This is a genomic window from Pseudomonas sp. GW821-FHT03C07, from assembly GCF_059420925.1.
This window is the reverse complement of sequence record NZ_JBWKUQ010000018.1, coordinates 102,092-121,390: the sequence shown is the minus strand read 5'-3', so window position 1 is coordinate 121,390 and position 19,299 is coordinate 102,092. Positions and strand designations below refer to the sequence as shown.

Annotated in this window: 18 protein-coding genes; 10 read left to right on the top strand and 8 right to left on the bottom strand. The window is 62.5% G+C overall.

The genetic code is table 11. The annotated features are described in order from the left end of the window. Nucleotides 1-65: 65 nt before the first annotated feature. The 4 genes from AC07VG_RS26775 to AC07VG_RS26760 all read right to left on the bottom strand — a co-directional run bounded on the left by AC07VG_RS26775 (nucleotide 66) and on the right by AC07VG_RS26760 (nucleotide 4,532). Nucleotides 66-1,622: an amino acid ABC transporter permease/ATP-binding protein gene (locus AC07VG_RS26775; protein ID WP_495003515.1), complete on the bottom strand. Its 1,557-nt coding sequence runs from the start codon at nucleotides 1,620-1,622 to the stop codon at nucleotides 66-68. Between the two features lie 155 nt (nucleotides 1,623-1,777). Then, nucleotides 1,778-2,566: an ABC transporter substrate-binding protein gene (locus AC07VG_RS26770; RefSeq protein WP_495003516.1), complete on the bottom strand. Its 789-nt coding sequence runs from the start codon at nucleotides 2,564-2,566 to the stop codon at nucleotides 1,778-1,780. A 43-nt stretch (nucleotides 2,567-2,609) separates the two neighbouring features. Next, the gene (locus tag AC07VG_RS26765; protein ID WP_495003517.1) at nucleotides 2,610-3,668 is read right to left on the bottom strand and encodes an isopenicillin N synthase family dioxygenase; all 1,059 of its coding nucleotides are present in this window, start codon (nucleotides 3,666-3,668) and stop codon (nucleotides 2,610-2,612) included. A 12-nt stretch (nucleotides 3,669-3,680) separates the two neighbouring features. Then, nucleotides 3,681-4,532 carry a sugar phosphate isomerase/epimerase family protein gene (locus tag AC07VG_RS26760; protein ID WP_495003518.1) on the bottom strand — a complete coding sequence of 284 codons (852 nt, stop codon included), beginning with the start codon at nucleotides 4,530-4,532 and terminating at the stop codon, nucleotides 3,681-3,683. Nucleotides 4,533-4,865: 333 nt separating this feature from the next. Here AC07VG_RS26760 and yfiR point away from each other — a divergent pair, with 333 nt between their 5' ends. The 4 genes from yfiR (at nucleotide 4,866) to AC07VG_RS26740 (ending at nucleotide 8,501) form a co-directional block, all read left to right on the top strand. Then, nucleotides 4,866-5,441: a regulatory sequestration protein YfiR gene (yfiR, locus tag AC07VG_RS26755; protein ID WP_495003519.1), complete on the top strand. Its 576-nt coding sequence runs from the start codon at nucleotides 4,866-4,868 to the stop codon at nucleotides 5,439-5,441. After that, the gene (dgcN, locus tag AC07VG_RS26750) at nucleotides 5,438-6,709 is read left to right on the top strand and encodes a diguanylate cyclase DgcN/YfiN (protein WP_495003520.1); all 1,272 of its coding nucleotides are present in this window, start codon (nucleotides 5,438-5,440) and stop codon (nucleotides 6,707-6,709) included. Before yfiR ends, dgcN begins: the two co-directional genes overlap by 4 nt. A gap of 10 nt (nucleotides 6,710-6,719) precedes the next feature. After that, a complete protein-coding gene (gene yfiB / locus AC07VG_RS26745; protein WP_495003599.1) occupies nucleotides 6,720-7,217 on the top strand; it encodes an outer membrane lipoprotein YfiB in 498 nt (165 codons plus the stop codon). Between the two features lie 162 nt (nucleotides 7,218-7,379). Further along, the gene (locus AC07VG_RS26740; protein ID WP_495022191.1) at nucleotides 7,380-8,501 is read left to right on the top strand and encodes a peptidogalycan biosysnthesis protein; all 1,122 of its coding nucleotides are present in this window, start codon (nucleotides 7,380-7,382) and stop codon (nucleotides 8,499-8,501) included. A 22-nt stretch (nucleotides 8,502-8,523) separates the two neighbouring features. Here AC07VG_RS26740 and AC07VG_RS26735 read toward each other — a convergent pair whose 3' ends face one another. Next, nucleotides 8,524-9,399 (bottom strand): DMT family transporter, encoded by an 876-nt coding sequence (locus tag AC07VG_RS26735; protein ID WP_495003522.1) that lies wholly within the window; start codon nucleotides 9,397-9,399, stop codon nucleotides 8,524-8,526. A 100-nt stretch (nucleotides 9,400-9,499) separates the two neighbouring features. On the opposite strand from AC07VG_RS26735, the gene AC07VG_RS26730 reads away from it, so the two are divergent. From AC07VG_RS26730 to AC07VG_RS26715, 4 genes are all read left to right on the top strand, one after another. Then, nucleotides 9,500-10,285, top strand: a complete 786-nt coding sequence (locus AC07VG_RS26730; protein WP_495003600.1) for an AraC family transcriptional regulator — start codon at nucleotides 9,500-9,502, stop codon at nucleotides 10,283-10,285. A gap of 84 nt (nucleotides 10,286-10,369) precedes the next feature. Further along, nucleotides 10,370-10,735, top strand: a complete 366-nt coding sequence (locus tag AC07VG_RS26725) for a PsiF family protein (RefSeq protein ID WP_495022190.1) — start codon at nucleotides 10,370-10,372, stop codon at nucleotides 10,733-10,735. A 201-nt stretch (nucleotides 10,736-10,936) separates the two neighbouring features. After that, nucleotides 10,937-11,947 (top strand): AI-2E family transporter, encoded by a 1,011-nt coding sequence (locus AC07VG_RS26720; RefSeq protein WP_495003524.1) that lies wholly within the window; start codon nucleotides 10,937-10,939, stop codon nucleotides 11,945-11,947. A gap of 327 nt (nucleotides 11,948-12,274) precedes the next feature. Next, nucleotides 12,275-13,018: an outer membrane beta-barrel protein gene (locus tag AC07VG_RS26715; protein WP_495022189.1), complete on the top strand. Its 744-nt coding sequence runs from the start codon at nucleotides 12,275-12,277 to the stop codon at nucleotides 13,016-13,018. Between the two features lie 144 nt (nucleotides 13,019-13,162). Here the strand turns inward: AC07VG_RS26715 and AC07VG_RS26710 are convergent, their stop codons facing one another. After that, entirely contained in the window at nucleotides 13,163-14,428 is a 1,266-nt protein-coding gene (locus AC07VG_RS26710; protein ID WP_495003526.1) for an Hsp70 family protein, read from the bottom strand. Nucleotides 14,429-14,737: 309 nt separating this feature from the next. On the opposite strand from AC07VG_RS26710, the gene AC07VG_RS26705 reads away from it, so the two are divergent. Both AC07VG_RS26705 and AC07VG_RS26700 read left to right on the top strand, forming a co-directional pair. Further along, nucleotides 14,738-15,688: a DnaJ C-terminal domain-containing protein gene (locus tag AC07VG_RS26705; RefSeq protein WP_495003527.1), complete on the top strand. Its 951-nt coding sequence runs from the start codon at nucleotides 14,738-14,740 to the stop codon at nucleotides 15,686-15,688. 2 nt (nucleotides 15,689-15,690) lie between these two features. Further along, nucleotides 15,691-15,996 carry a chaperone modulator CbpM gene (locus AC07VG_RS26700; protein ID WP_495003528.1) on the top strand — a complete coding sequence of 102 codons (306 nt, stop codon included), beginning with the start codon at nucleotides 15,691-15,693 and terminating at the stop codon, nucleotides 15,994-15,996. Nucleotides 15,997-16,319: 323 nt separating this feature from the next. Here the strand turns inward: AC07VG_RS26700 and AC07VG_RS26695 are convergent, their stop codons facing one another. Both AC07VG_RS26695 and ureC read right to left on the bottom strand, forming a co-directional pair. Further along, nucleotides 16,320-17,459 carry a sensor histidine kinase gene (locus AC07VG_RS26695; protein WP_495003529.1) on the bottom strand — a complete coding sequence of 380 codons (1,140 nt, stop codon included), beginning with the start codon at nucleotides 17,457-17,459 and terminating at the stop codon, nucleotides 16,320-16,322. Nucleotides 17,460-17,567: 108 nt separating this feature from the next. Beyond that, nucleotides 17,568-19,268 carry an urease subunit alpha gene (ureC, locus tag AC07VG_RS26690; protein WP_495003530.1) on the bottom strand — a complete coding sequence of 567 codons (1,701 nt, stop codon included), beginning with the start codon at nucleotides 19,266-19,268 and terminating at the stop codon, nucleotides 17,568-17,570. Nucleotides 19,269-19,299: the final 31 nt, after the last annotated feature.

Genomic DNA, 19,299 nt, shown 5'->3' with positions numbered 1-19,299 from the left:
ACGACACAACGCCTGTGGGAGCGGAGCTTGCCCGCGAAGAGGCCCGTGAGGTCACGCGGCATCTCTCAGACTGCCCCTGATGCCAAGGCTTCCAACCCACCCTGCTGCGCGGATCCCTCAATCCCCATGAACCGCCGCACCCGCTCGCCCTGCGACTCCTCGCGAATCGCCCGTGGGCTGGCGTCCAACTGCACCACACCGTTCTCCATGAACACCACCCGATCGGAAATCGACATGGCGAAATCCATTTCATGGGTAACGATCAGCATCGTCATCCCCTCATCCGCCAACTCGCGAATCACCTTCAGTACTTCCCCGACCAGCTCCGGGTCGAGTGCCGAGGTCGGTTCGTCGAACAGCATGATCTGCGGTTCCATCGCCAGCGCCCGGGCAATCGCCACCCGCTGCTGCTGACCCCCGGACAACTGATGCGGGTACTTGCGGGCATGGGCCAGCAGGCCGACCTTGTCGAGCAAGGCGAGGGCCCGCTGTTCGCTCACTTCGCGGGCCACACCGTGGTAGCGCGCCGCGAGGGTGATGTTGTCGAGGATGCAGCGATGGGGGAACAGGTTGAAGTTCTGGAACACCATGCCGATGCGCCGCACACCCTGGCGAATCCGCGGGTTGTTGGGGTGATTGGCGGCAGTGATAAAGCCCTCGCCGAAGAGCACGATCTTGCCCTGGTCGATGCTTTCCAGGCCGTTGATGGTGCGGATCAGCGAGGTTTTGCCCGAGCCGGATGGGCCGATGATGGAAATCACCTGGCCACTGCCGACCGCCAGATCAATGCCCTTGAGTACGGCATGGTTGCCATAGCACTTGTGGATATTCTGCAGGTCCAGCGCCAGCGGGGCACCGCTGAGCGACTGTGCGCGTGGCGATTGGGCCAACGCTGGCTGCGCCGCCCGGAGCCCGGCGAGGGTGCTCTCGTCGAGGGTTTGCGGCTTGCGCTGGCCCAGGTCGAGATGCTGTTCCAGACGCTGCAAGAGCCAACCGAACAGGCTCACGATCAGCACGTAGTACACCGCCACCGCGCCGAGGGTTTCCATCACCAGGAAGTTCTGCGCATAGAGACGCTGACCGACGGTGAGCAGCTCGGTGAGGGAAATCACCGAGACCAGCGAGGTCAGTTTCACCACCGTGATGTATTCGTTGATCAGGGTCGGCAACGAGATACGAAAGGCCTGGGGAATCACGATCAAGCGTTGCAGCCCGAGCACGCCGATGCCCAGGGCGCGGCCGGCTTCCTTCTGGCCCCTGGCGACCGAAATCAGCCCGCCGCGATGGATCTCGGCCATGTACGCAGCTTCCGTGACCACCAACGCGAACAACCCGGAGTAGAACGGGTCGGACAGCACGCCGCCGGTTGCCGGGAACAGCTGTGGCAGGTTGTAGACGAATACCACCAGCACCAGCAGCGGGATGCTGCGAAAGAACCAGACATAGGCCGCTGCCGGGAGGCGCAGCCAGGCCGAGGCGGACAGCTTGGCCGAGGCCAGGAAGAAGCCCAGCAGCATGCCGATAAACCAGGCCAGGGCGCTGAGTTCGACCACCGTGACGCAGGCTTGCCAGAACGCCGGCATCGAGAACAGCGAAAAGAAATAGGGCCAATCGAATTGCATAGATACCTCGGTGTTGCAATGGAGCGATTACTGAGCGATGACATCCTTGTGGGAACGGAGCTTGCCCGCGAAGCTTTTGGCGATCTCACTGGCCTTTTCGCGGGCAAGCTCCGCTCCCACATTAACCACACAGGACTCAAGCCCTGTGGTGGACCTTACTCCGCCGCTTCCAGGCTGTACTTGCTCAGGATGGCCGCGTACTCGCCGCTCTTCTTGGTTTCCTCGAAGGCCTTGAGCAACGCCTGGTACGTCGCGTCATTGCCCTTCTTCACAAAGATCCCGAGGGTCTGCGCATAGATCAGGTGTTCGCTGCTCACCACTACCCGGCCCTTGGTCTTCTCGGCGATCAACTTCGCCGCACCGGCAATTTCCACCTGCGCCTGGACGTTGTTGGACAGCAGCGCCTGGGTGACTTCCGGGGCCGAGGGGTACTCGTTCACGGTGATCGCGCCCTTGCCCTTGGGCACGCAGTAATCAGTCGACAGCTTCTGGAACTGCGCGACCCAGGTGGTGCCCTGTTCCAGGCCGATCTTCAAGCCGCAGAGGTCCTCCGGCGTGCCCGGTTTCAGCGTGCTGTTGCTGGGTACCATGATCGCCGCGCCGGTCTTGGCGTAGGGGATGGTCATGGCCTGGGTCTGGCGTTCCGGCGTGATGTACATGCCGGAAATGATCGCGTCGTAGTGCCCGGCATTGAGGCCGAGGATCAGGCTCGGGAACTTGGTGTCAACGAACTGGGCCTTGGCCTCCAGGTGCTTGGCCAGGGCTTGGGACAACTCCGGATCGGAGCCGACCACGTTCTTGTCGGTGTCATAGGACTCGAATGGCGGGTAGGTGATTTCCATCCCGACTTTCAATTGGCCGGGGGTGGCCGTCGAGGCGAAGGCGGCGCTGGCGCAGAGCAGGCTGGCGGCGATCAGGGTCAGGCGCGTTGTGTTTTTGTGCATGTTCGGTGACTCCGATGGGAAGGCTGGGGTGTGAGGGCTGGGTTCAGGACGGCTGCGACTGGTTTTTCAAATGGCCGAAACTCGACGGCTTGCGCGCTTTTTCCGGCAGGGCGATTTCGCCGTTCGCCACGCGCTTGCGCAGGTACTGGTAGGTCTGCAAGGCCTGGCCGTACATGTGTTCGCCAATGGCGATCGGTTCATAGTCCTGGCTGGCCTGGGTGAAACCCGGCAGCGGCTGGATCAGGGTGTGGAAGTCGCAGGCATAGAACAGCGGGAAGGAATAACGCTCCTCGCTCACCGTGCGCACTCGGTGGGCCGTGGCGACAAAGGCCCCGGCGCTCATGACTTCGAGCATGTCGCCGATATTCACCACGAAGGCTCCGGGCACGGGCGGCGCGTCGATCCACTGGCCCTGGTCGTTCATCACTTCCAGGCCCGGCTTGTCCGCCAGCAGGATGGTGAAGCACTCGTAGTCGGTGTGGGCGCCGATGCCGGGGGCATCCTGGGCGGCATTGTCGAAGGGGTAGTGGATCAGCCGCAGCTTCGACGGCGGTCGGGTGACCAGGGCATCGAAGGTGTTCTCGGCCAGGCCCAGGGCCAGGGCAAAACCGCCGAACAGCTTGCGCCCGAGGGCGAAGACCGCCGCGTAATAGGCTTGCACCGCGTCCTTGAAGCCCGGCAGCGTTGGCCAGTCATTCGGTCCCAGCAGCGGCGTGCCGGCCAGTACCAGTGGATCGTCCGCCGGCACTTCGAAGCCGATGTCGAACGCTTCCTTGTGGTCCGGCTTGCCCTTGGCGTACACCTCTTCGCCTTCCGGGACAAAGCCCTTGTGGGAGGCCGACGTGCCGATGTAATGCTGCATCTTGGTTTCGAACGGCTGGGCGAAATAATCCTTGGCCGCCTGGCGCAGGTTGTCGATCAACCGCGGGTCGATGCCGTGCTCGGTGATGTAGAGGAAGCCCACTTCGCTGGCGGCGGCGCCCAATTGTTCGGCCACCGCCAGGCGGTGTTCGAGCTCGACGCTGAACAGCCCGGCGATATTCACCCGCGGAATACTCTGGAAGTTGGCTTGGACCGGGCGGTTGGGGTTGTTCTCAGGCATGACGCAAGCACCTCACGGATGGGTTGATTGGCTGAAACGCTGGAAATGCTCACGCTCGGTCCGGGCCATCCAGACATTCAGCGACCACAGGTCGGCGACCGGCACATTGGTGAAGGGCAGGTGATGCAGGTAGCCGTCCGCGCCGAATTCCGGGGTCAAGGTGGTGACCGTGTAGCCGCGGGCCTGCTGGGCCCGCCAGATGCTTTCCCAGTGGGCCTGGTGGAAGGCCAGCTCACGGGCGTATTCCGGGGCCGCGGGGTGCGGCACCTGCGGGCCCTGGTCGTAGCCGACCCGGGCCTGGATATGGTGAACGCGCTCGACGAAGGCGCTGAGGTCGTCGGCGGGATCGTCCAGCAGGCGTTCGCAAGTGACGATCCAATGGCTGATGTCACTGGTGAACCGCAGATCGGGCAGTTGCCGGATCAGTTCCAGGGTCAACCAGGGGTTGAACAGCGAGCGCGAGCGGTGGGTTTCGAAGCTGCAGAACTGACCGTGACGTTGCGCCAGGGCCATGGCCTGGCCGAAGAACTCCACCTGCTGTGCCAGAGGCCAGCGGTCGTTGCCGGCCAGCACATTGACGAAGCGTGGTTGCAGCTCGGCGGCCCAGGCCAGTTTACGATCCAGGTCCTGCAGGTGTTCGGCGGGGGCGGCGGCTTGTTCGGGGAGCACGTCGTAGGCGCTGAAGAGCGTGCAGATATAGCCCAACTGGTTGGCCCGTAGAAAGGCGCCGAACTCGCTGCGCGCAGCCGCTTGCAGGGGCAGGCGCGCCTCCATGCCATCAAAGCCGGCGGCCAGCAACTCGTCGAGTGCCTGGGCCTTGCTTGCGGTATAGCCCCAAAGGGTACGGAAAATCTCCAGTTTCATCGGTGCGCCTCAACGAAGCCTTGAACGGTTCGATGCGCGTCACGGTGTCGGGCCGGGACGAGCGGTTACGGCAGTAACAGAGGGCGTTCGTCTAGCCAGTTCTCTGTGGAGCCGGTCTGACATCAGGTCAGGGGAGAGTCTTCCCCCCTGCAGGAGCGTGGTGTCGATCTTAGGCAGCCCATGGCGCGCAGAAGAATAGGAAAGCTCAAATCCATACTTCAGAGATTTATGAACCAATAGCTGGCTATCTAGTACTGCAGATCCATCCTGGCGATCCAAGGGTTGTGCTATCGTTGCGGCATTATTCCTACGTTGTTTTAAGAGAATTCCTTCATGGGCGTGGCTGTCTCGACGACAGAGCGATTTTGGGGTTGGAGACAGTTGTGCCTGTCTGCCCTTCTCTGTTTGTTGACGCACATCGGCTTTGCCCGGGACGCCGCGCCCAGCGACGCTGCCGACCAGCGTGCCCGGGCGGTCACCCAGGTGGTGCTGGGGATTCTCAGCTATGCGCGTTGGCCAGTGGAGCCGACGCAACTGCGCCTGTGCATTGTCGGCCCGACCGAATACACCGACGACCTGGTCAAAGGCACCACCCAGGCCTCCGGGCGACCGGTGCTGGTCCAACGGCTGCTGGCGAGCAGTCCGAGCCTCGGCAGTGCCTGTGATGCCGTCTATATCGGCCAGCTGAGCAGCGAAGAACGCAGCCAACTCTTCAATACCCTGAACGGCCACGCGGTGCTGAGCATCAGTGAGGGCGGCGACCAATGCACCGTCGGCAGCCTCTTCTGCCTGCGGGTCGCGGATAGCCAGGTGTCGTTCGAGGTCAACCTCGACTCGGTCGCGCGCAGTGGCGTGCGCATCCATCCCAGCGTCTTGCAACTCTCGCGGCGCCGGAGCGCCCAGCCATGATCGGCTGGATCCGCTCTGGCACGCGCCCCAGCCTGCGTGCGGTATTGGGGCGCGGACACCTGCTGGCGGCCATGGCCGCGGTGGGCCTGGTGAGTGTCTCGCTGACCTTTCTCGGCGTGCTGGCCCTGCGGGTCTATGCCGACCATAACCTGCAACTGATCGCCCGCTCCATCAGCTACACCGTGGAAGCGGCGGTGGTCTTCAATGACAGCAGCGCGGCCACCGAGGCCCTGGCCCTGATCGCCGAGACCGAAGAGGTGGCCGATGCCGAGGTCTTCGACGCCCATGGCCAACTGTTGGCGCGCTGGCAGCGGCCGGAAACCGGTTTACTCTCCGAGGTGGAGATGCAACTGGCGCGAGTCCTGCTCGAACAACCGATCCGCCTGGCGATTGTGCATCAGGACCGCGAGGTCGGCAGTATCCGCCTGACCGGGCATGGTGGCAGCCTGCTGCGTTTCCTGATCAGTGGACTGCTCGGCATCGTGGTGTGCAGTGCCCTGGCGGCCTGGCTCGGGTTGCACCTGGCCCGGCGTCTGCTGCGGGGCATTATCGGCCCGTTGCGCAGCCTCGCCGACGTGGCTCATGCCGCCCGGATCGAGCGGGCCTTCGACCGGCGCGTGCCGCCAGCGCAAATTGCCGAGCTGGACAACCTGGGCAGCGACTTCAACGCCCTGCTCGACGAGCTGGAGTCCTGGCAGACCCACCTGCGCAGAGAAAACGAATCCCTGGCCCACCAGGCCAGCCACGACAGCCTGACCGGTCTGCCGAACCGGGCCTTTTTCGAAGGCCGGCTGATGCGTGCCCTGCGCAATGCCGCCAAGCAGGGCGAGCGGGTCGGCGTACTGTTTCTCGACAGCGATCGCTTCAAGCAGATCAACGACAACTTCGGTCATGCTGCGGGCGATGCGGTGCTGGTCGCCGTGGCGACGCGGGTGCGTGCGCAACTGCGCGAAGAGGACCTGGTGGCGCGCCTGGGCGGTGACGAGTTCGCCGTACTGCTCACGCCGCTGCACAGGATCGAAGACGCCGAGCGCATTGCCGACAAGATCATTGCCAGCATGGATACTCCCATCGCGGTTCCTGGCGAGGCCCAGGTACTGACCTCGTTGAGTATCGGCATCGCGGTTTATCCCGAGCATGGCGCTACCCCGGGCAGCCTGCTCAGCGCCGCCGACGCGGCGATGTACCATGCCAAACGCCTGGCCCGAGGCGGGCAACACACGGCGGAGTCGGAGCACTCCGCCGCCATTGTTCAAACCAGGAGTTGACCCCTTGCACATCTTGACCCGCCTGACCCTACGCTTTTTCTGCCTGGCCCTGTTCAGCGCGCTGCTGGCGCTGGCTGGTTGCCAGACCGCGCCGCCCAAAGGCCTGAGCAGCGCGCAGATCACCGTGCTCAAGCAACAGGGCTTCAAGCTGACGGACGAGGGCTGGGCCTTCGGTCTGTCGGGCAAGGTGCTGTTCGGTAGCGACCTGGAAGTGTTGAACAAGGAAAGCCACGATATCGTCGAGCGGATCGCCAAGGCGCTGTTGGGCGTGGGGATCGAGCGGGTGCGGGTGGACGGGCATACCGATGCCTCGGGCAAGGACACCTACAACGAGCAACTTTCCGTGCGTCGGGCCAACAGCGTGGCGACGGTGCTGGAGCAGACGGGTATGAAACAGCAGAACATCCAGCTGCGTGGTTTCGGCAGCCGCGTACCGGTGGCCAGCAACAGCACGGCAGAAGGGCGTACCGAGAACCGTCGGGTATCGATTGTGGTGATTGCCGACTGAGTGATGCGCGTCGCGTGAGCGCTGTCCGAGCGCAGCCTTTAGCGACGTGGCGAACCCTGTGATAGTGGTTGAGATAACTGGCTTCCGTCTTTTCTCGGTGCACCTGCATGCGGGTATAAGGATGGGCCCTCTCAGGAGGGAGTCGACTGAGAGGATGCTTCAATGCTGCAAGTTCAATGGGCCAGTCACGCGGCGTCTGTTCCCGCCACACTGTGGGAAAACTGTTTTGGCGGTGTTGAAGGTCGTTGGTGGTACGAGGCCCTGGAAGACGCCGGGCTTGAAGATCAGTTCGAATTTGCCTATGCCATTCTGGAGAAAGACGGTCAGCCCATCGGGCTGGCTCCCACGTTCATCATGAACGTGCCCATGGAGTTGGTCGTCCCGCCCTTGATTGCCAAGGCGCTGAGGGTGATCCCGGCGCTGCGTTACCAGCGCACCCTGTTCGTTGGCTCACCTTGTTCCGACGAGGGCACTATCGGTCTGCTGCCCGGTCATTCGCTGGCGGATGTCGTGGTGCCGCTGCAAGACGCGCTGAGCCAGCGGGCGAAAGCCAAAAATGCCTCGATGACCGTCTGGAAGGACTTTGGCGAAGCGCAGAAACCGGCGTTTGCAGGGCTGTGCGAAGCGCGCGGGCTGTTTCCCATGGTGAGTTTTCCGGGCACCGCGGTCGAACTGGCCCCCGGTGGTTTCGAGGGCTATCTCAAGACGCTCAAGAGCCGCCATCGCTATCTGCTGAAAAAGAAACTCAAGCACGGCCTGGTGCCAGGTGCCTTGAGCGTACGGATCGTGCAGCAGCCGGATGAGGAAACCTTGCAAACCTTGTTCAGCCTCTTTCTGCAAACCTACGAGAAGGGCAAGACCAAGTTCGAAAAGCTCACCTATGAGTTTTTCCAACAGATCGCCCTCAAGCCCGAGTCGCATTTCATTCTGCTGAGCGATGGAACGACCGGCAAGATGGTGGCGTTCATGCTGTGCTTTCTGCTCGGTGACAAGGCGATCAACAAGTTCATCGGCATCGACTACCAGGTGGGCAAACAGGCGCACCTGTATTTCCAGCTATGGGAACAGGCGGTGACGTGGTCCTACAGTGTTGGGGCCACGCGCCTGGACAGCGGCCAAACCGGTTATCGGGTCAAGCGCGAACTCGGTCATCAACTGGTCGCGCTGGACTGCTATTGCCGTCATCGCAACCCGTTGCTGCATCGCGTCTTCGGCGCGGTGGCCAGGGGCATTACCCTGCAAAGCCTGGACCCGGATCTGCAGACCAGCGCCGAGGAACAGTAGGCGCGACGAGTGTCACGCCCGTTCAGGCCGCTCGCAACGGTGTGGTCCAGCGTTCCGAGAGGATCACCCCGCCGAGGGTCAGCGCCCCGCCCAGCAGGTGATACAGCGCCAACGCTTCGTGCAGGACCACGGCGGCGATCAGCGCGGTGATCAGCGGCAGCAGGTTGAAGAACAGGGTGGTCCGGCTCGGCCCGAGGGTCGCCACCGAACGCATCCACGCCAGCGGCGCGAGCATCGAGGCCAGCAGGCAGGCATATAGCACCAGCCCGACGTTGTGCAAGTTCGGCCCGGTCTTCGGCGACAGCCAGAACAGCGGGAACAGCACCAGCACCGCCACCAGCACCTGCAGGTACAGCAGCACCAGGGGCGGTAGGCGCAGCTGCCATTTTTTCAGCAGGGTGCTGTAGATCGCATAGGCCAGGGTGGCGATCAGCATCATCGCGTCGCCCAGATTCACGCCATGGCTCAGCAGCGCCGTCAGGCTGCCGGTTGACACCACCACCAGCACCCCGGCAAACGACAGCAGCGCCCCGGCCAGCGCCCCGGCGGTCAGGCGCTGGCCAAGGCTGAGGATGGCCAGGGTCAACGACATCAAGGGCATCAACGACAGGATGATGCCCATGTTGGTGGCCGAGGTCAGGGTCGCGGCGAAGTACGCCAGGCTTTGGTAGACCGCCATGCCGAGCACCCCGAGCACGAAGACCTTGCCCAGGTTCGGGCGGATCTGGCGCCAGTGGGCCATTACCGGCCTGAGCATGAACGGAGTGAACAACAGGCCCGCCAGCAACCAGCGGTAGAAGCCGATCTCCGCCGGGAAGATCGCGCCGACGGCCATCTTGTTGACCACGGTATTGCCGGCCCAGATAAGGATCGCCAGCAGGGGGAAAGCGTATTGCATGGGGGTTGCAACCAGAATCGTCAATGAGGAGGGATTATCCTCGTGTCTGGATGAGAGCCTATACTTCGATCCGGTCAATCTGCGTTGGAATCCGGACAGCATGGGCAAGCGCTACATCGATATCCCCGATTTTCCTTCTTTGCCGGCCCCGGTGTACTTCCGTTATGCCGAGTTCGGTCCCGATCGCCATGCGGCGGCCCATTGTCATCCCTGGGGTTCCCTCGACTATGTGTCCCACGGGGTCATCCACTACGAAGTGGCCGGCCGGCGCTTTATGTCGCCGTCGCGCTATGCGCTGTGGATACCGCCGAACACCGTGCACAGCTCCCACAACGCCCAGGCGATTGTCTACCGCTCGGTGTACCTGGCCGAGGAGCATTGTCGCGATCTGCCCGCCGAGGCGAGCACCCTGGCCATCAGCGATATTCTCAAGTCGATCCTCAATGACTTCGCTCGGCGCGACGTGAAAATTCCCGACACGCCTGCGGATGTGCGCCTGGCGCAAGTGTTGGTGGACCAATTGCACCAGGCCAAGGTGCAGCATGGTTACCTGCCGTACTCCGACGACCCGGCCTTGCTCAGGGTGTTGGAAGGATTGCAACAGGACCCGGCGGACAATCGCCCGCTGGCGCAGTGGGCCGCGCAGCTGCACGTCAGCGAGAGAACCCTGGCCCGGCTGTTTGTTCGCGAGCTGGGGGTCAGTTTCGGTGAATGGCGCCAACGCCTGCGCTTTATCGGCGCGCTGCAGGCCCTGGAAAGCAGTCGCAGCGTGCAGGAAATGGCCTTCGACCTGGGTTACAGCACGGCCTCTGCGTTTATTGCGATGTTCCAGCGCCAGGCCGGGTGTTCGCCGGAGCAGTACCGGCGTCAGGTGCGCACGGCCTAGCCTGGCGCTGCTGGATGTGTAACAGCGTTTGTCTACACTGAAGGCATGCCGTGCCCTTCGGTACGGTAACAAGGAGAAAACTCCATGAAGATGCTTCGTATCCCATTGTTGTTGATCGGCTTGTTACTTTGCTCGCAGGGCTTTGCGGCAACGGCTCAGCAAAGCAAGATGGCCACTTGCAACGCGGACGCCAAGACCCAGAACCTTGCGGGTGATGCGCGTAAGGCCTTTATGAGTAATTGCCTGAAAGCCGCGCCCGCGGCCGCGGCGGCTACACCCTCCGCCACTCCGGCGGTCATGCCGGCGACCAAGCCGGCGACCGCGGCTGCGCCGGCCAAGGCGCTGACCCCGCAGCAACAAAAGATGAAGGACTGCAACGCCAACCGGCCCCAAGGGCTCAAGGGCGATGCGTACAAGACCTACATCAGTAATTGCCTGAAGAAAAAGTAGTTTCGAACCTGTGCCTGAGCAAGGCTTGCTCGTGATCCGGGCAAGCCCAGCCCCCGCGAAATTTCATGAAGCGGCGATACCTGGCTGTCATAACCGTCCATTAAAATGTCAGGCCGCCGTCCTTCTGGCGTCTGCCGCTGGTCCTCCCAGGCGAACGCTGGCAGACTGCCTGTCTTTTCGCGCCGTTCTTTTTGAGGCTGTATGTCAGCGTTTTCCCAGCGTTACGTAGTCCTGGCCAGTTTGATCCTTGTTTTCGGTGGGTTGTTGCTGGCATTGCCGTTGCGGCTGCTGCCCAGTCTGTTGGCCGGTTTGTTGGTCTTCGAGCTGGTCAACATGCTCACGCCCAAGCTTGAGCACCTGATTGCCGGGCGGCGTGCGCGCTGGCTGGCGGTGGCATTGCTGGGCACCCTGATCGTCAGTGTGTTGAGCCTGATCTTTGCCGGGGCCATCAGTTTCCTGCTGCACGAAGCGGAAAATCCCGGAGCCTCCCTCGGCAAGTTCATGGTGGTGGTGGACAAGGCGCGTGGACAGTTGCCGCCGTTTATCGACGCCTATCTACCGGCCAGTGCGGCCGAGTTCCAGGTCGCGATCGGCGAGTGGCTGAGCAAGCACCTGAGCGATCTGCAACTGGTGGGCAAGGACGCGGCGCATATGTTCGTGACCTTGCTGATCGGCATGGTGCTGGGGGCCATCGTCGCCTTGCAGCATGTGTCGGATATCACCCTGCGCAAACCCCTGGCGGCGGCGCTGTTCGACCGCCTGCGGCTGCTGGTGCAGGCGTTTCGCAATATCGTCTTCGCGCAGATCAAGATCTCGGCGCTGAACACCGCGTTCACCTCGATCTTCCTGGCGGTGATCCTGCCGCTGTTCGGGATCAAGCTGCCGCTGACCAAGACCCTGATCGTGCTGACCTTCCTGCTGGGGCTGTTGCCGGTGATCGGCAACCTGATGTCCAACACCCTGATCACCATCGTCGGCCTGTCGCTGTCGATCTGGGTCGCGGCGGCGGCGTTGGGCTACCTGATGTTTATCCACAAGCTGGAATACTTCCTCAACGCGCGGATCGTCGGCGGGCAGATCAGTGCCAAGTCCTGGGAACTGCTCATGGCCATGCTGGTGTTCGAGGCGGCGTTCGGCCTACCGGGCGTGGTGGCGGGGCCGATCTATTATGCGTACATCAAGAGCGAGCTGAAGCTGGCGGAGTTGGTCTGAGCGACTGGCATCACTTCCCAAGGGCCGGCTTGCCGGCGATGCGGCCGACGGGGCGCGCATCGCCTGTCCGGGCTGTTCAAAGCGGTTTAAGACGAAATATGTCCTACTGCGGCCCACGCAATAAGGTCGGAAAGTAAGGGCTGTATCCGACGCACTCTGTTTAATTTCGCCGAGTTCCCCCACCGCCCTTTTTCCGTAGCATTCCATTCTGAATTGAGCTGTCCGCCGCGCATTTTTCATTCATGCCTACGAAGACGTGTGCGTGCAGGAAAAGTGTCTCTGGACTTGTGCTCAGCCTTTAATCCTCAGATGGAGCTGTTGTTTCCCATGCTTACTCAACTGATTAGCACGTCTGCCGCCGTTGCCTTGATTGCAATGCCCCTGTTGGCAACGGCTGCGCCATCCAGTGAGCCGATCTCGCAATTCGGTGTCCTCGGCACCTATAACCGCTTCAACCTCAAAGGGGCGGGTTTGTCCGAGAAGGACTCGCTGGCCGAGGGCGGTCTGTTCTATAACTTCGGCAACAAGATGAGCGCCGGGGTCGGCTTGATCTATCAGGCCGGTATTGACCTGAAGTCCGGCAAGGACAAGGACGACCAGCTCAAGGATTTCCAGGGGGATGTGGATATAGGCTGGCGTATGGCCCTGGGGGATCGTGACGCCCTCGATGTGATCGGCGGAGGTGGATACGGTCGTACCCGCTACTCGTCAAAAATCGACCGTCACGAGATTGCCCTGGTCGGCCGCTCGCCGTTCCTCAAGGCGGCGATGGGTTATACCCACCACTTTGATTCCACCACCGTGCGCCTGGAGGCGGGCGTGCGTCGGAGCACCGAAAGCGATCTGAAACTCAAGATCAATGGTATGGATGTCGTGACCGCGGACCTGAAGGACCGGACCAATCCCTACGCGGAAGCGAACTTTCTGTTCAACACCCAAGGTTCGTTGCCGATCACGGCGGGGGTTTATTACAGCCAGACCGGGTATCAGTTGAATATCAATAACGACGTGGCCAAGAAGGTCAAACTCCAGCGTGACGAGTTTGGTGCCAAGGTTGGTATCGCGTTCTGAGAAAATACTGAAAACAGCACAAAACCCGGTAGGAGCCAGCTTGCTGGCGATGAGGCCAGTGAGCCTTGCATCGCCTGATCGGCCGCTATCGCCAGCAAGCTGGCTCCTACCGGGGCCGCGTTTTAATTCAGGTCCCAGGGGGTGTCAGCCGTAGCGCTTCTTCGCCTCGATAGCCAGGCCGCTGCCGATGCTGCCGAAGATATTGCCTTCCACATGCCGGGCATTGGGCAACATCGCCGAGACGCTCTGGCGCAGCGCCGGAATAGCGCTGGAACCGCCGGTGAAGAACACCGTATCGACCTGTGCGACACCCACCCCGGCATCGCCGAGCAGTTGGCTGACACTGTTGCGGATCCGCTCCAGCAGGTTGTCGATAGCCGACTCGAACAGGGCCCGGCTCAACTCCACGCTCAAACCCGGCTCGATACGATCCAGCGGCACATGGCGCTGTGCGGCATGGGTCAACTCGATCTTGGTTTCCTCGATTTCCATCGCCAGCCAGTGGCCGGCGCGCTGTTCGATCAGCTTGAACAGGCGATCGATACCGCCGGTGTCCTCGATGTCGTAGCGCATGCTGCCCAGGGCCAGGTGGGTTTTCTGCGAGTACACCGAGTTGATGGTGTGCCAGGTCGCCAGGCTCATGTGATGGCTGGTGGGCATATAGGCGCCACTCTTCATCCGGCTGCCGTAGCCGAACAGTGGCATCACGCCTTGCAAGCTCAGTTGCTTGTCGAAGTCGGTCCCGCCGATGTGCACGCCGCCGGTGGCGAGGATATCGTCGTGACGGTTGTCCAGGTCCCGACGCTCCGGCGACAGGCGCACCAGGGAGAAGTCCGAGGTACCGCCGCCGATGTCGACGATCAGCACCAGTTCTTCACGGTCCAGGGTCGACTCGTAGTCGAAGGCCGCGGCGATCGGCTCGTACTGGAAGGACACTTCCTTGAAACCGAGTTTCTTCGCCACTTCGGCCAGGGTGTCTTCGGCTTCCTGGTCGGCGGCGGGGTCTTCGTCGACGAAGAACACCGGACGACCCAGCACCACCTGCTCGAACTCGCGCCCGGCGGCGGTTTCGGCGCGCAGCTTCAACTGGCCGATAAACAGCCCCAGCAGGTCTTTGAACGGCATTGCGGTGCCGAGCACGCTGGTGTCGTGCTTGATCAGCTTGGAGCCGAGCAGGCTCTTGAGCGAGCGCATCAGCCGGCCTTCGTAGCCTTCCAGGTACTCGTGCAGGGCCAGCCGGCCATAGACCGGGCGGCGCTCCTCGAAATTGAAGAAGACCACCGACGGCAGGGTGATCTTGTCGTCCTCCAGCGCGATCAGCGTTTCCATGCCGGGACGTATCCAGCCGACGGTGGAGTTGGAGGTGCCGAAGTCGATGCCGCAGGCACGAGCCCCAGAGGCGTTGTTCATGGTGTTCGGGTTCCGGTTGCAAAACGGCCGCGCAGTGTATGCCAGTCGCGCCCGGATTCGAAGGCCGGTGATCCGTTAAATAGCGGTTCTTGTAACGTATTGGACTTGAAAGGCGGGCAATCGTCCCCAAACTTGCAGTCATTGGTTCGGTTTGTATCTGTCGATGACAAGAAATGGCAGTGACCGCCGATAAACTTCTGCAGCGCCCCTGAGTCACAGCCTTGAGATCGGTCAATCTTTGTCGCGCCGATGCGCGCATGCTGTGTCTTGCCGAGCGGCGCGATATCGATAACGGATGGTGATCCTTAGATGGACTTCAAAGACTATTACAAGATCCTGGGTGTGGAGCCGACGGCGGACGACAAGACCATCAAGGCCGCGTACCGCAAGCTGGCGCGCAAGTACCACCCGGATGTCAGCAAGGAAAAGGACGCCGAGGCGAAATTCAAGGATGCCTCCGAAGCCTATGAAGCGCTGAAAAGCGCCGACAAGCGCGCCGAGTACGACGACCTGCGTAAATACGGCCAGCACGGCCAGCCGTTCCAGGGCCCGCCGGGTTGGCAGGGCCGTGGCGGTTTTGGTGGCGGCGGCGCGGACACCGGCGACTTCTCGGACTTCTTCAGTTCGATCTTCGGCTCGCGCGGCAATGGTTTTGGTGGTGGACAACCGGGCCGCAGCGCCGGCCGGCGAGGGCAGGACGTGGAACTGGAATTACCGATTTTCCTGGAAGAAAGCCTCTCCAACGAATCGAAGAAGGTCAGTTTCCAGATCCCGCAGCACAATGCCGCCGGGCAGCATGTCAGCAACACCAGCAAGAGCCTGAACGTGAAGATTCCGGCCGGTGTCACCGACGGCGAGCGTATCCGCCTCAAGGGTCAGGGTGCGCCGGGTGTCGGCGGCGGGGCGAATGGCGACCTGTATCTGACGATTCGTTTCGCACCTCACCCCAAATTTGATGTCGAAGGAGAGAACCTGATCATTACCCTGCCGCTGGCCCCCTGGGAGCTGGCGTTGGGCGCCGAGGTCGCGGTGCCGACCCTGACCGGCAAGATCAACCTCAAGGTCCCGGCGGGTAGCCAGAACGGCCAGCGCATGCGGGCCAAGGGCCATGGGTTGTTGAACAAGGCCGGGCAGCGCGGTTATCTGTTCGTGCAACTCAAGGCGGTCATGCCCCGGCAGAACGACGATGCCGTCAAGGCGTTGTGGCAGGAACTGGCGAAAAAGGCCGCCTTCGACCCGAGAGAGCAATGGAGTAGCTAATCATGAGCAGCCCCTTGACCGTTCAACTGGATATGCAGGCTTTTTGTGAGGTGACCCAATTGCCGGTTGCCTACGTGATCGAAATCGTCGAACACGGCATTCTTGAACCTCAGGGGCGTTCGCCCGAGGCTTGGCGTTTTGGCGATGAAGCGCCGGCGATTGCGCGCCGCGCGGTGAAGCTGCATCGGGACCTGGAGCTGGAGTGGGAGGGTGTCGCGCTGGCGCTGGACCTGCTGGCGGAAGTGCAGTTGCTGCGGGCGGAGAACCAGATGTTGCGCCAGCGCCTGGGGCGCTTTGTGCACGAGTGAATGGGGTCTGTATCCAGTAGCCGGGTGAATGGCCGCCTACGGCGGATCGCTGGCAAGCCAGCTCCCACAGGGGGCGGTGTCGGACAAGGAATTTGTGGAGGGCACAAATTCCTCCCACAGGGGGCGGTGTCGGACAAGGGATTTGTGGAGGGCACAAATCCCTCCCACAGGGGGCGGTGTCGGACAAGGAATTTGTGGAGGGCACAAATTCCTCCCACAGGGGGGCGGTGTCGGACGAGGAATTTGTGGTGGGTACAAATCCCTTGTGGGAGCCGGCTTGCCGGCGATGAACGATGACGCGGTGTACCTGATGGATCGCGTCGCTAGGCCCGCGAGATCCTGGGCAGGACCACGGTAAAGCGTGTCCCGTCTGCGGCGCTGGAGCTGACCTCTATCGTGCCCTGATGGGCGGTCACCACTTCCTTGGCGATATACAGCCCCAAGCCCAGGCTGGTGGCGGTACCCGGCTGGCCGATCTCTTCGCTGGCGCTACGCACCAACGGGTCGAAGATCGTTGCCAGGGCTTCCGGCGGAATCGGGGTGCCGAAGTTGTGCATGGTCAGGCTGACGGCCTCCGCCCCCCCTTCCAGGCTCAGGGTCAGCGGCCGATGGCTGGCACCATGTTGCAAGGCATTGCCGATCAGGTTCTGCAGCAGTTGCTCGATGCGTCCCCGATCCCACACCCCGTGTACATCGCCTTCCACTTTCAGCAGCGGCAGGCAATCCGGCTGTCCGGCCCAGGCTTCATTGATCACGGCCTTCGCCGCACTGCTCAGGTCCATCGGCGCCGGGTCGATGGGCAGGCTGCTGCCCAGGCGGCTGCGAACGAACTCCAGCAGGTCGCTGATCATGCTGCCCATATGTTGGGTGCCGCGCTTGATGCTGGCGACATACACCAGGCCGTCGGCATCCAGGCGGGTCTTGCGCACCAGCATTTCGGTGGACATGCTCACGGCCTGCAAGGGCGCGCGCAGGTCATGGCCGAGAATGGCGAGGAAAATATCCCGTGAACGGTTCACCTGTTCGGCGTAGGCGGCGGTGGATTCGGTCAGGGCTTCGTCGATGGCTTCGTTGAAGCGAATCATCTCCTGGAAATGCTCCAGTTCCGGCGAGGCCAGGCTGTTGACCCAGCGGCGAATCACGCAGGCGCGCAGGTGCCGGAACTCCGAGGTCATCTGCATCAGGTCGAAACCGGCGGTGTGGCGCAGTTCACCATGGCTGGCGGCAGCGATGTCCAGGCTCGGGCTGCTGTCCGGGCTGTCGCCCTTGGACTTGGCGGTCTGTTCGCTGGCGCTCTGCTGGGTTTGCATGTCCCGGGCGGCGGCCAGCAGGATCGATTTGGCGTGGTCGCGCAAGTCGCCCCGGCCCATGGCCGCCGCCGCTGGGGTCAGGGTTTTGGCGAACTGTTCCCACTCATCGACGATGCTGTCGACCTGCTGCACGATAAAGGTGGATAGGTGCATGCTCGTTATCTCGAAAGGGTACTCGCCAGGTTAACGGCTAGCTTAGCGCCTTTGCGTCCCATTGGCGGGTAGAAAAGGCATTCTGGCCGTGCCTGGCTCCCGCGAGGCTCAGAACAGGAAGTAGCGTTGTGCCATTGGCAGCACGTCCGCCGGCTCGCACCACAGCAGCACACCATCGGCCTTGACCTGGTAGGTCTGCGGGTCGACGTCGATGTGCGGCAGGTAGTCGTTGTGGATCAGGTCGGTTTTCTGCACGTCGCGGCAACCTTTGACCACGGCGATCTTTTTCTTCAAGCCCAGGCTCTGGGGAATACCCGCGGCCTGCGCCGCCTGGCTGATAAAGGTCAGGCTGGTGGCGTGCAATGAGCCGCCGTAGCTGGCGAACATCGGCCGGTAGTGCACCGGCTGCGGCGTCGGGATCGAGGCGTTGGCATCGCCCATGAGGCTGGCGGCAATCGCCCCGCCTTTGAGGATCAGCGTCGGTTTCACACCGAAGAACGCCGGGCGCCAGAGCACCAGGTCGGCCCATTTGCCCACTTCGATCGAACCCACTTCATGGCTGATGCCGTGGGTGATCGCCGGGTTGATGGTGTATTTGGCGATATAGCGCTTGACCCGGAAGTTGCTGTTGCCGTCACCGTCGCCCGGCAGCGGGCCGCGTTGTTTCTTCATTTTGTCGGCGGTCTGCCAGGTCCGTGTGATGACTTCCCCGACCCGGCCCATGGCCTGGCTGTCGGAGCTGATCATCGAGAACGCGCCGAGGTCGTGGAGGATGTCTTCGGCGGCGATGGTCTCCCGGCGGATGCGGCTCTCGGCAAACGCCACGTCCTCGGCGATGCTCGGGTCGAGGTGATGGCAGACCATCAGCATGTCGAGGTGTTCGTCGATGGTGTTGCGGGTAAATGGCCGGGTCGGGTTGGTCGAGCTGGGCAGTACGTTGGGGAAGCCGCAGGCCTTGATGATGTCTGGCGCATGGCCGCCGCCCGCGCCTTCGGTGTGATAGGTGTGGATGGTGCGGCCCTTGAACGCGGCGAGGGTGGTTTCGACAAAGCCGGACTCGTTGAGGGTGTCGGTGTGGATCGCCACCTGCACGTCGTACTGGTCGGCCACGCTCAGGCAGTTGTCGATGGCGGCCGGCGTGGTACCCCAGTCTTCATGGAGCTTGAGGCCGATGGCGCCGGCCTCGACCTGCTCGATCAGCGGCTGCGGCAGGCTGGCGTTGCCCTTGCCGGTGAAGCCGATGTTCATCGGGAAGGCGTCGGCGGCCTGGAGCATGCGTGCCAGGTGCCAGGGCCCGGAGGTGCAGGTGGTGGCGTTGGTGCCGGTGGCCGGTCCGGTGCCGCCACCGATCATGGTGGTGACGCCGCTCATCAGCGCTTCTTCGATCTGCTGCGGGCAGATGAAGTGGATATGGGTGTCGATGCCACCGGCGGTGAGGATCATGCCTTCGCCGGCAATGACTTCGGTGCTGGCGCCGACGGCGATGGTCACGTCGGGCTGGATGTCCGGGTTGCCGGCCTTGCCGATGGCGGCGATGCGACCGTCCTTGAGGCCGACGTCGGCCTTGACGATGCCCCAGTGGTCGATGATCAGGGCGTTGGTGATCAGGGTGTCGACGACTTCGGCGGCCAGCAACTGGCCCTGGCCCATGCCGTCGCGGATGACCTTGCCGCCGCCGAATTTTACTTCTTCACCGTAGGTGGTGAAGTCCTTTTCCACTTCGATCCACAGTTCGGTGTCGGCCAGGCGCACCTTGTCGCCGACGGTGGGGCCGAACATGTCGGCGTAGGCTTGTCTGGAAATCTTCATCGTGGATCCTTGTAGAAAGGGCGAGCGTTCA

What these genes read in the sequence shown, in the direction of transcription:
- AC07VG_RS26775 (WP_495003515.1), bottom strand. Translation starts at nt 1,622, where the DNA reads ATGCAATTCGATTGGCCCTATTTCTTTTCGCTGTTCTCGATGCCGGCG.
- AC07VG_RS26770 (WP_495003516.1), bottom strand. Translation starts at nt 2,566, where the DNA reads ATGCACAAAAACACAACGCGCCTGACCCTGATCGCCGCCAGCCTGCTC.
- AC07VG_RS26765 (WP_495003517.1), bottom strand. Translation starts at nt 3,668, where the DNA reads ATGCCTGAGAACAACCCCAACCGCCCGGTCCAAGCCAACTTCCAGAGT.
- AC07VG_RS26760 (WP_495003518.1), bottom strand. Translation starts at nt 4,532, where the DNA reads ATGAAACTGGAGATTTTCCGTACCCTTTGGGGCTATACCGCAAGCAAG.
- yfiR (WP_495003519.1), top strand. Translation starts at nt 4,866, where the DNA reads ATGGGCGTGGCTGTCTCGACGACAGAGCGATTTTGGGGTTGGAGACAG.
- dgcN (WP_495003520.1), top strand. Translation starts at nt 5,438, where the DNA reads ATGATCGGCTGGATCCGCTCTGGCACGCGCCCCAGCCTGCGTGCGGTA.
- AC07VG_RS26740 (WP_495022191.1), top strand. Translation starts at nt 7,380, where the DNA reads ATGCTGCAAGTTCAATGGGCCAGTCACGCGGCGTCTGTTCCCGCCACA.
- AC07VG_RS26735 (WP_495003522.1), bottom strand. Translation starts at nt 9,399, where the DNA reads ATGCAATACGCTTTCCCCCTGCTGGCGATCCTTATCTGGGCCGGCAAT.
- AC07VG_RS26730 (WP_495003600.1), top strand. Translation starts at nt 9,500, where the DNA reads ATGGGCAAGCGCTACATCGATATCCCCGATTTTCCTTCTTTGCCGGCC.
- AC07VG_RS26725 (WP_495022190.1), top strand. Translation starts at nt 10,370, where the DNA reads ATGAAGATGCTTCGTATCCCATTGTTGTTGATCGGCTTGTTACTTTGC.
- AC07VG_RS26720 (WP_495003524.1), top strand. Translation starts at nt 10,937, where the DNA reads ATGTCAGCGTTTTCCCAGCGTTACGTAGTCCTGGCCAGTTTGATCCTT.
- AC07VG_RS26715 (WP_495022189.1), top strand. Translation starts at nt 12,275, where the DNA reads ATGCTTACTCAACTGATTAGCACGTCTGCCGCCGTTGCCTTGATTGCA.
- AC07VG_RS26710 (WP_495003526.1), bottom strand. Translation starts at nt 14,428, where the DNA reads ATGAACAACGCCTCTGGGGCTCGTGCCTGCGGCATCGACTTCGGCACC.
- AC07VG_RS26705 (WP_495003527.1), top strand. Translation starts at nt 14,738, where the DNA reads ATGGACTTCAAAGACTATTACAAGATCCTGGGTGTGGAGCCGACGGCG.
- AC07VG_RS26700 (WP_495003528.1), top strand. Translation starts at nt 15,691, where the DNA reads ATGAGCAGCCCCTTGACCGTTCAACTGGATATGCAGGCTTTTTGTGAG.
- AC07VG_RS26695 (WP_495003529.1), bottom strand. Translation starts at nt 17,459, where the DNA reads ATGCACCTATCCACCTTTATCGTGCAGCAGGTCGACAGCATCGTCGAT.
- ureC (WP_495003530.1), bottom strand. Translation starts at nt 19,268, where the DNA reads ATGAAGATTTCCAGACAAGCCTACGCCGACATGTTCGGCCCCACCGTC.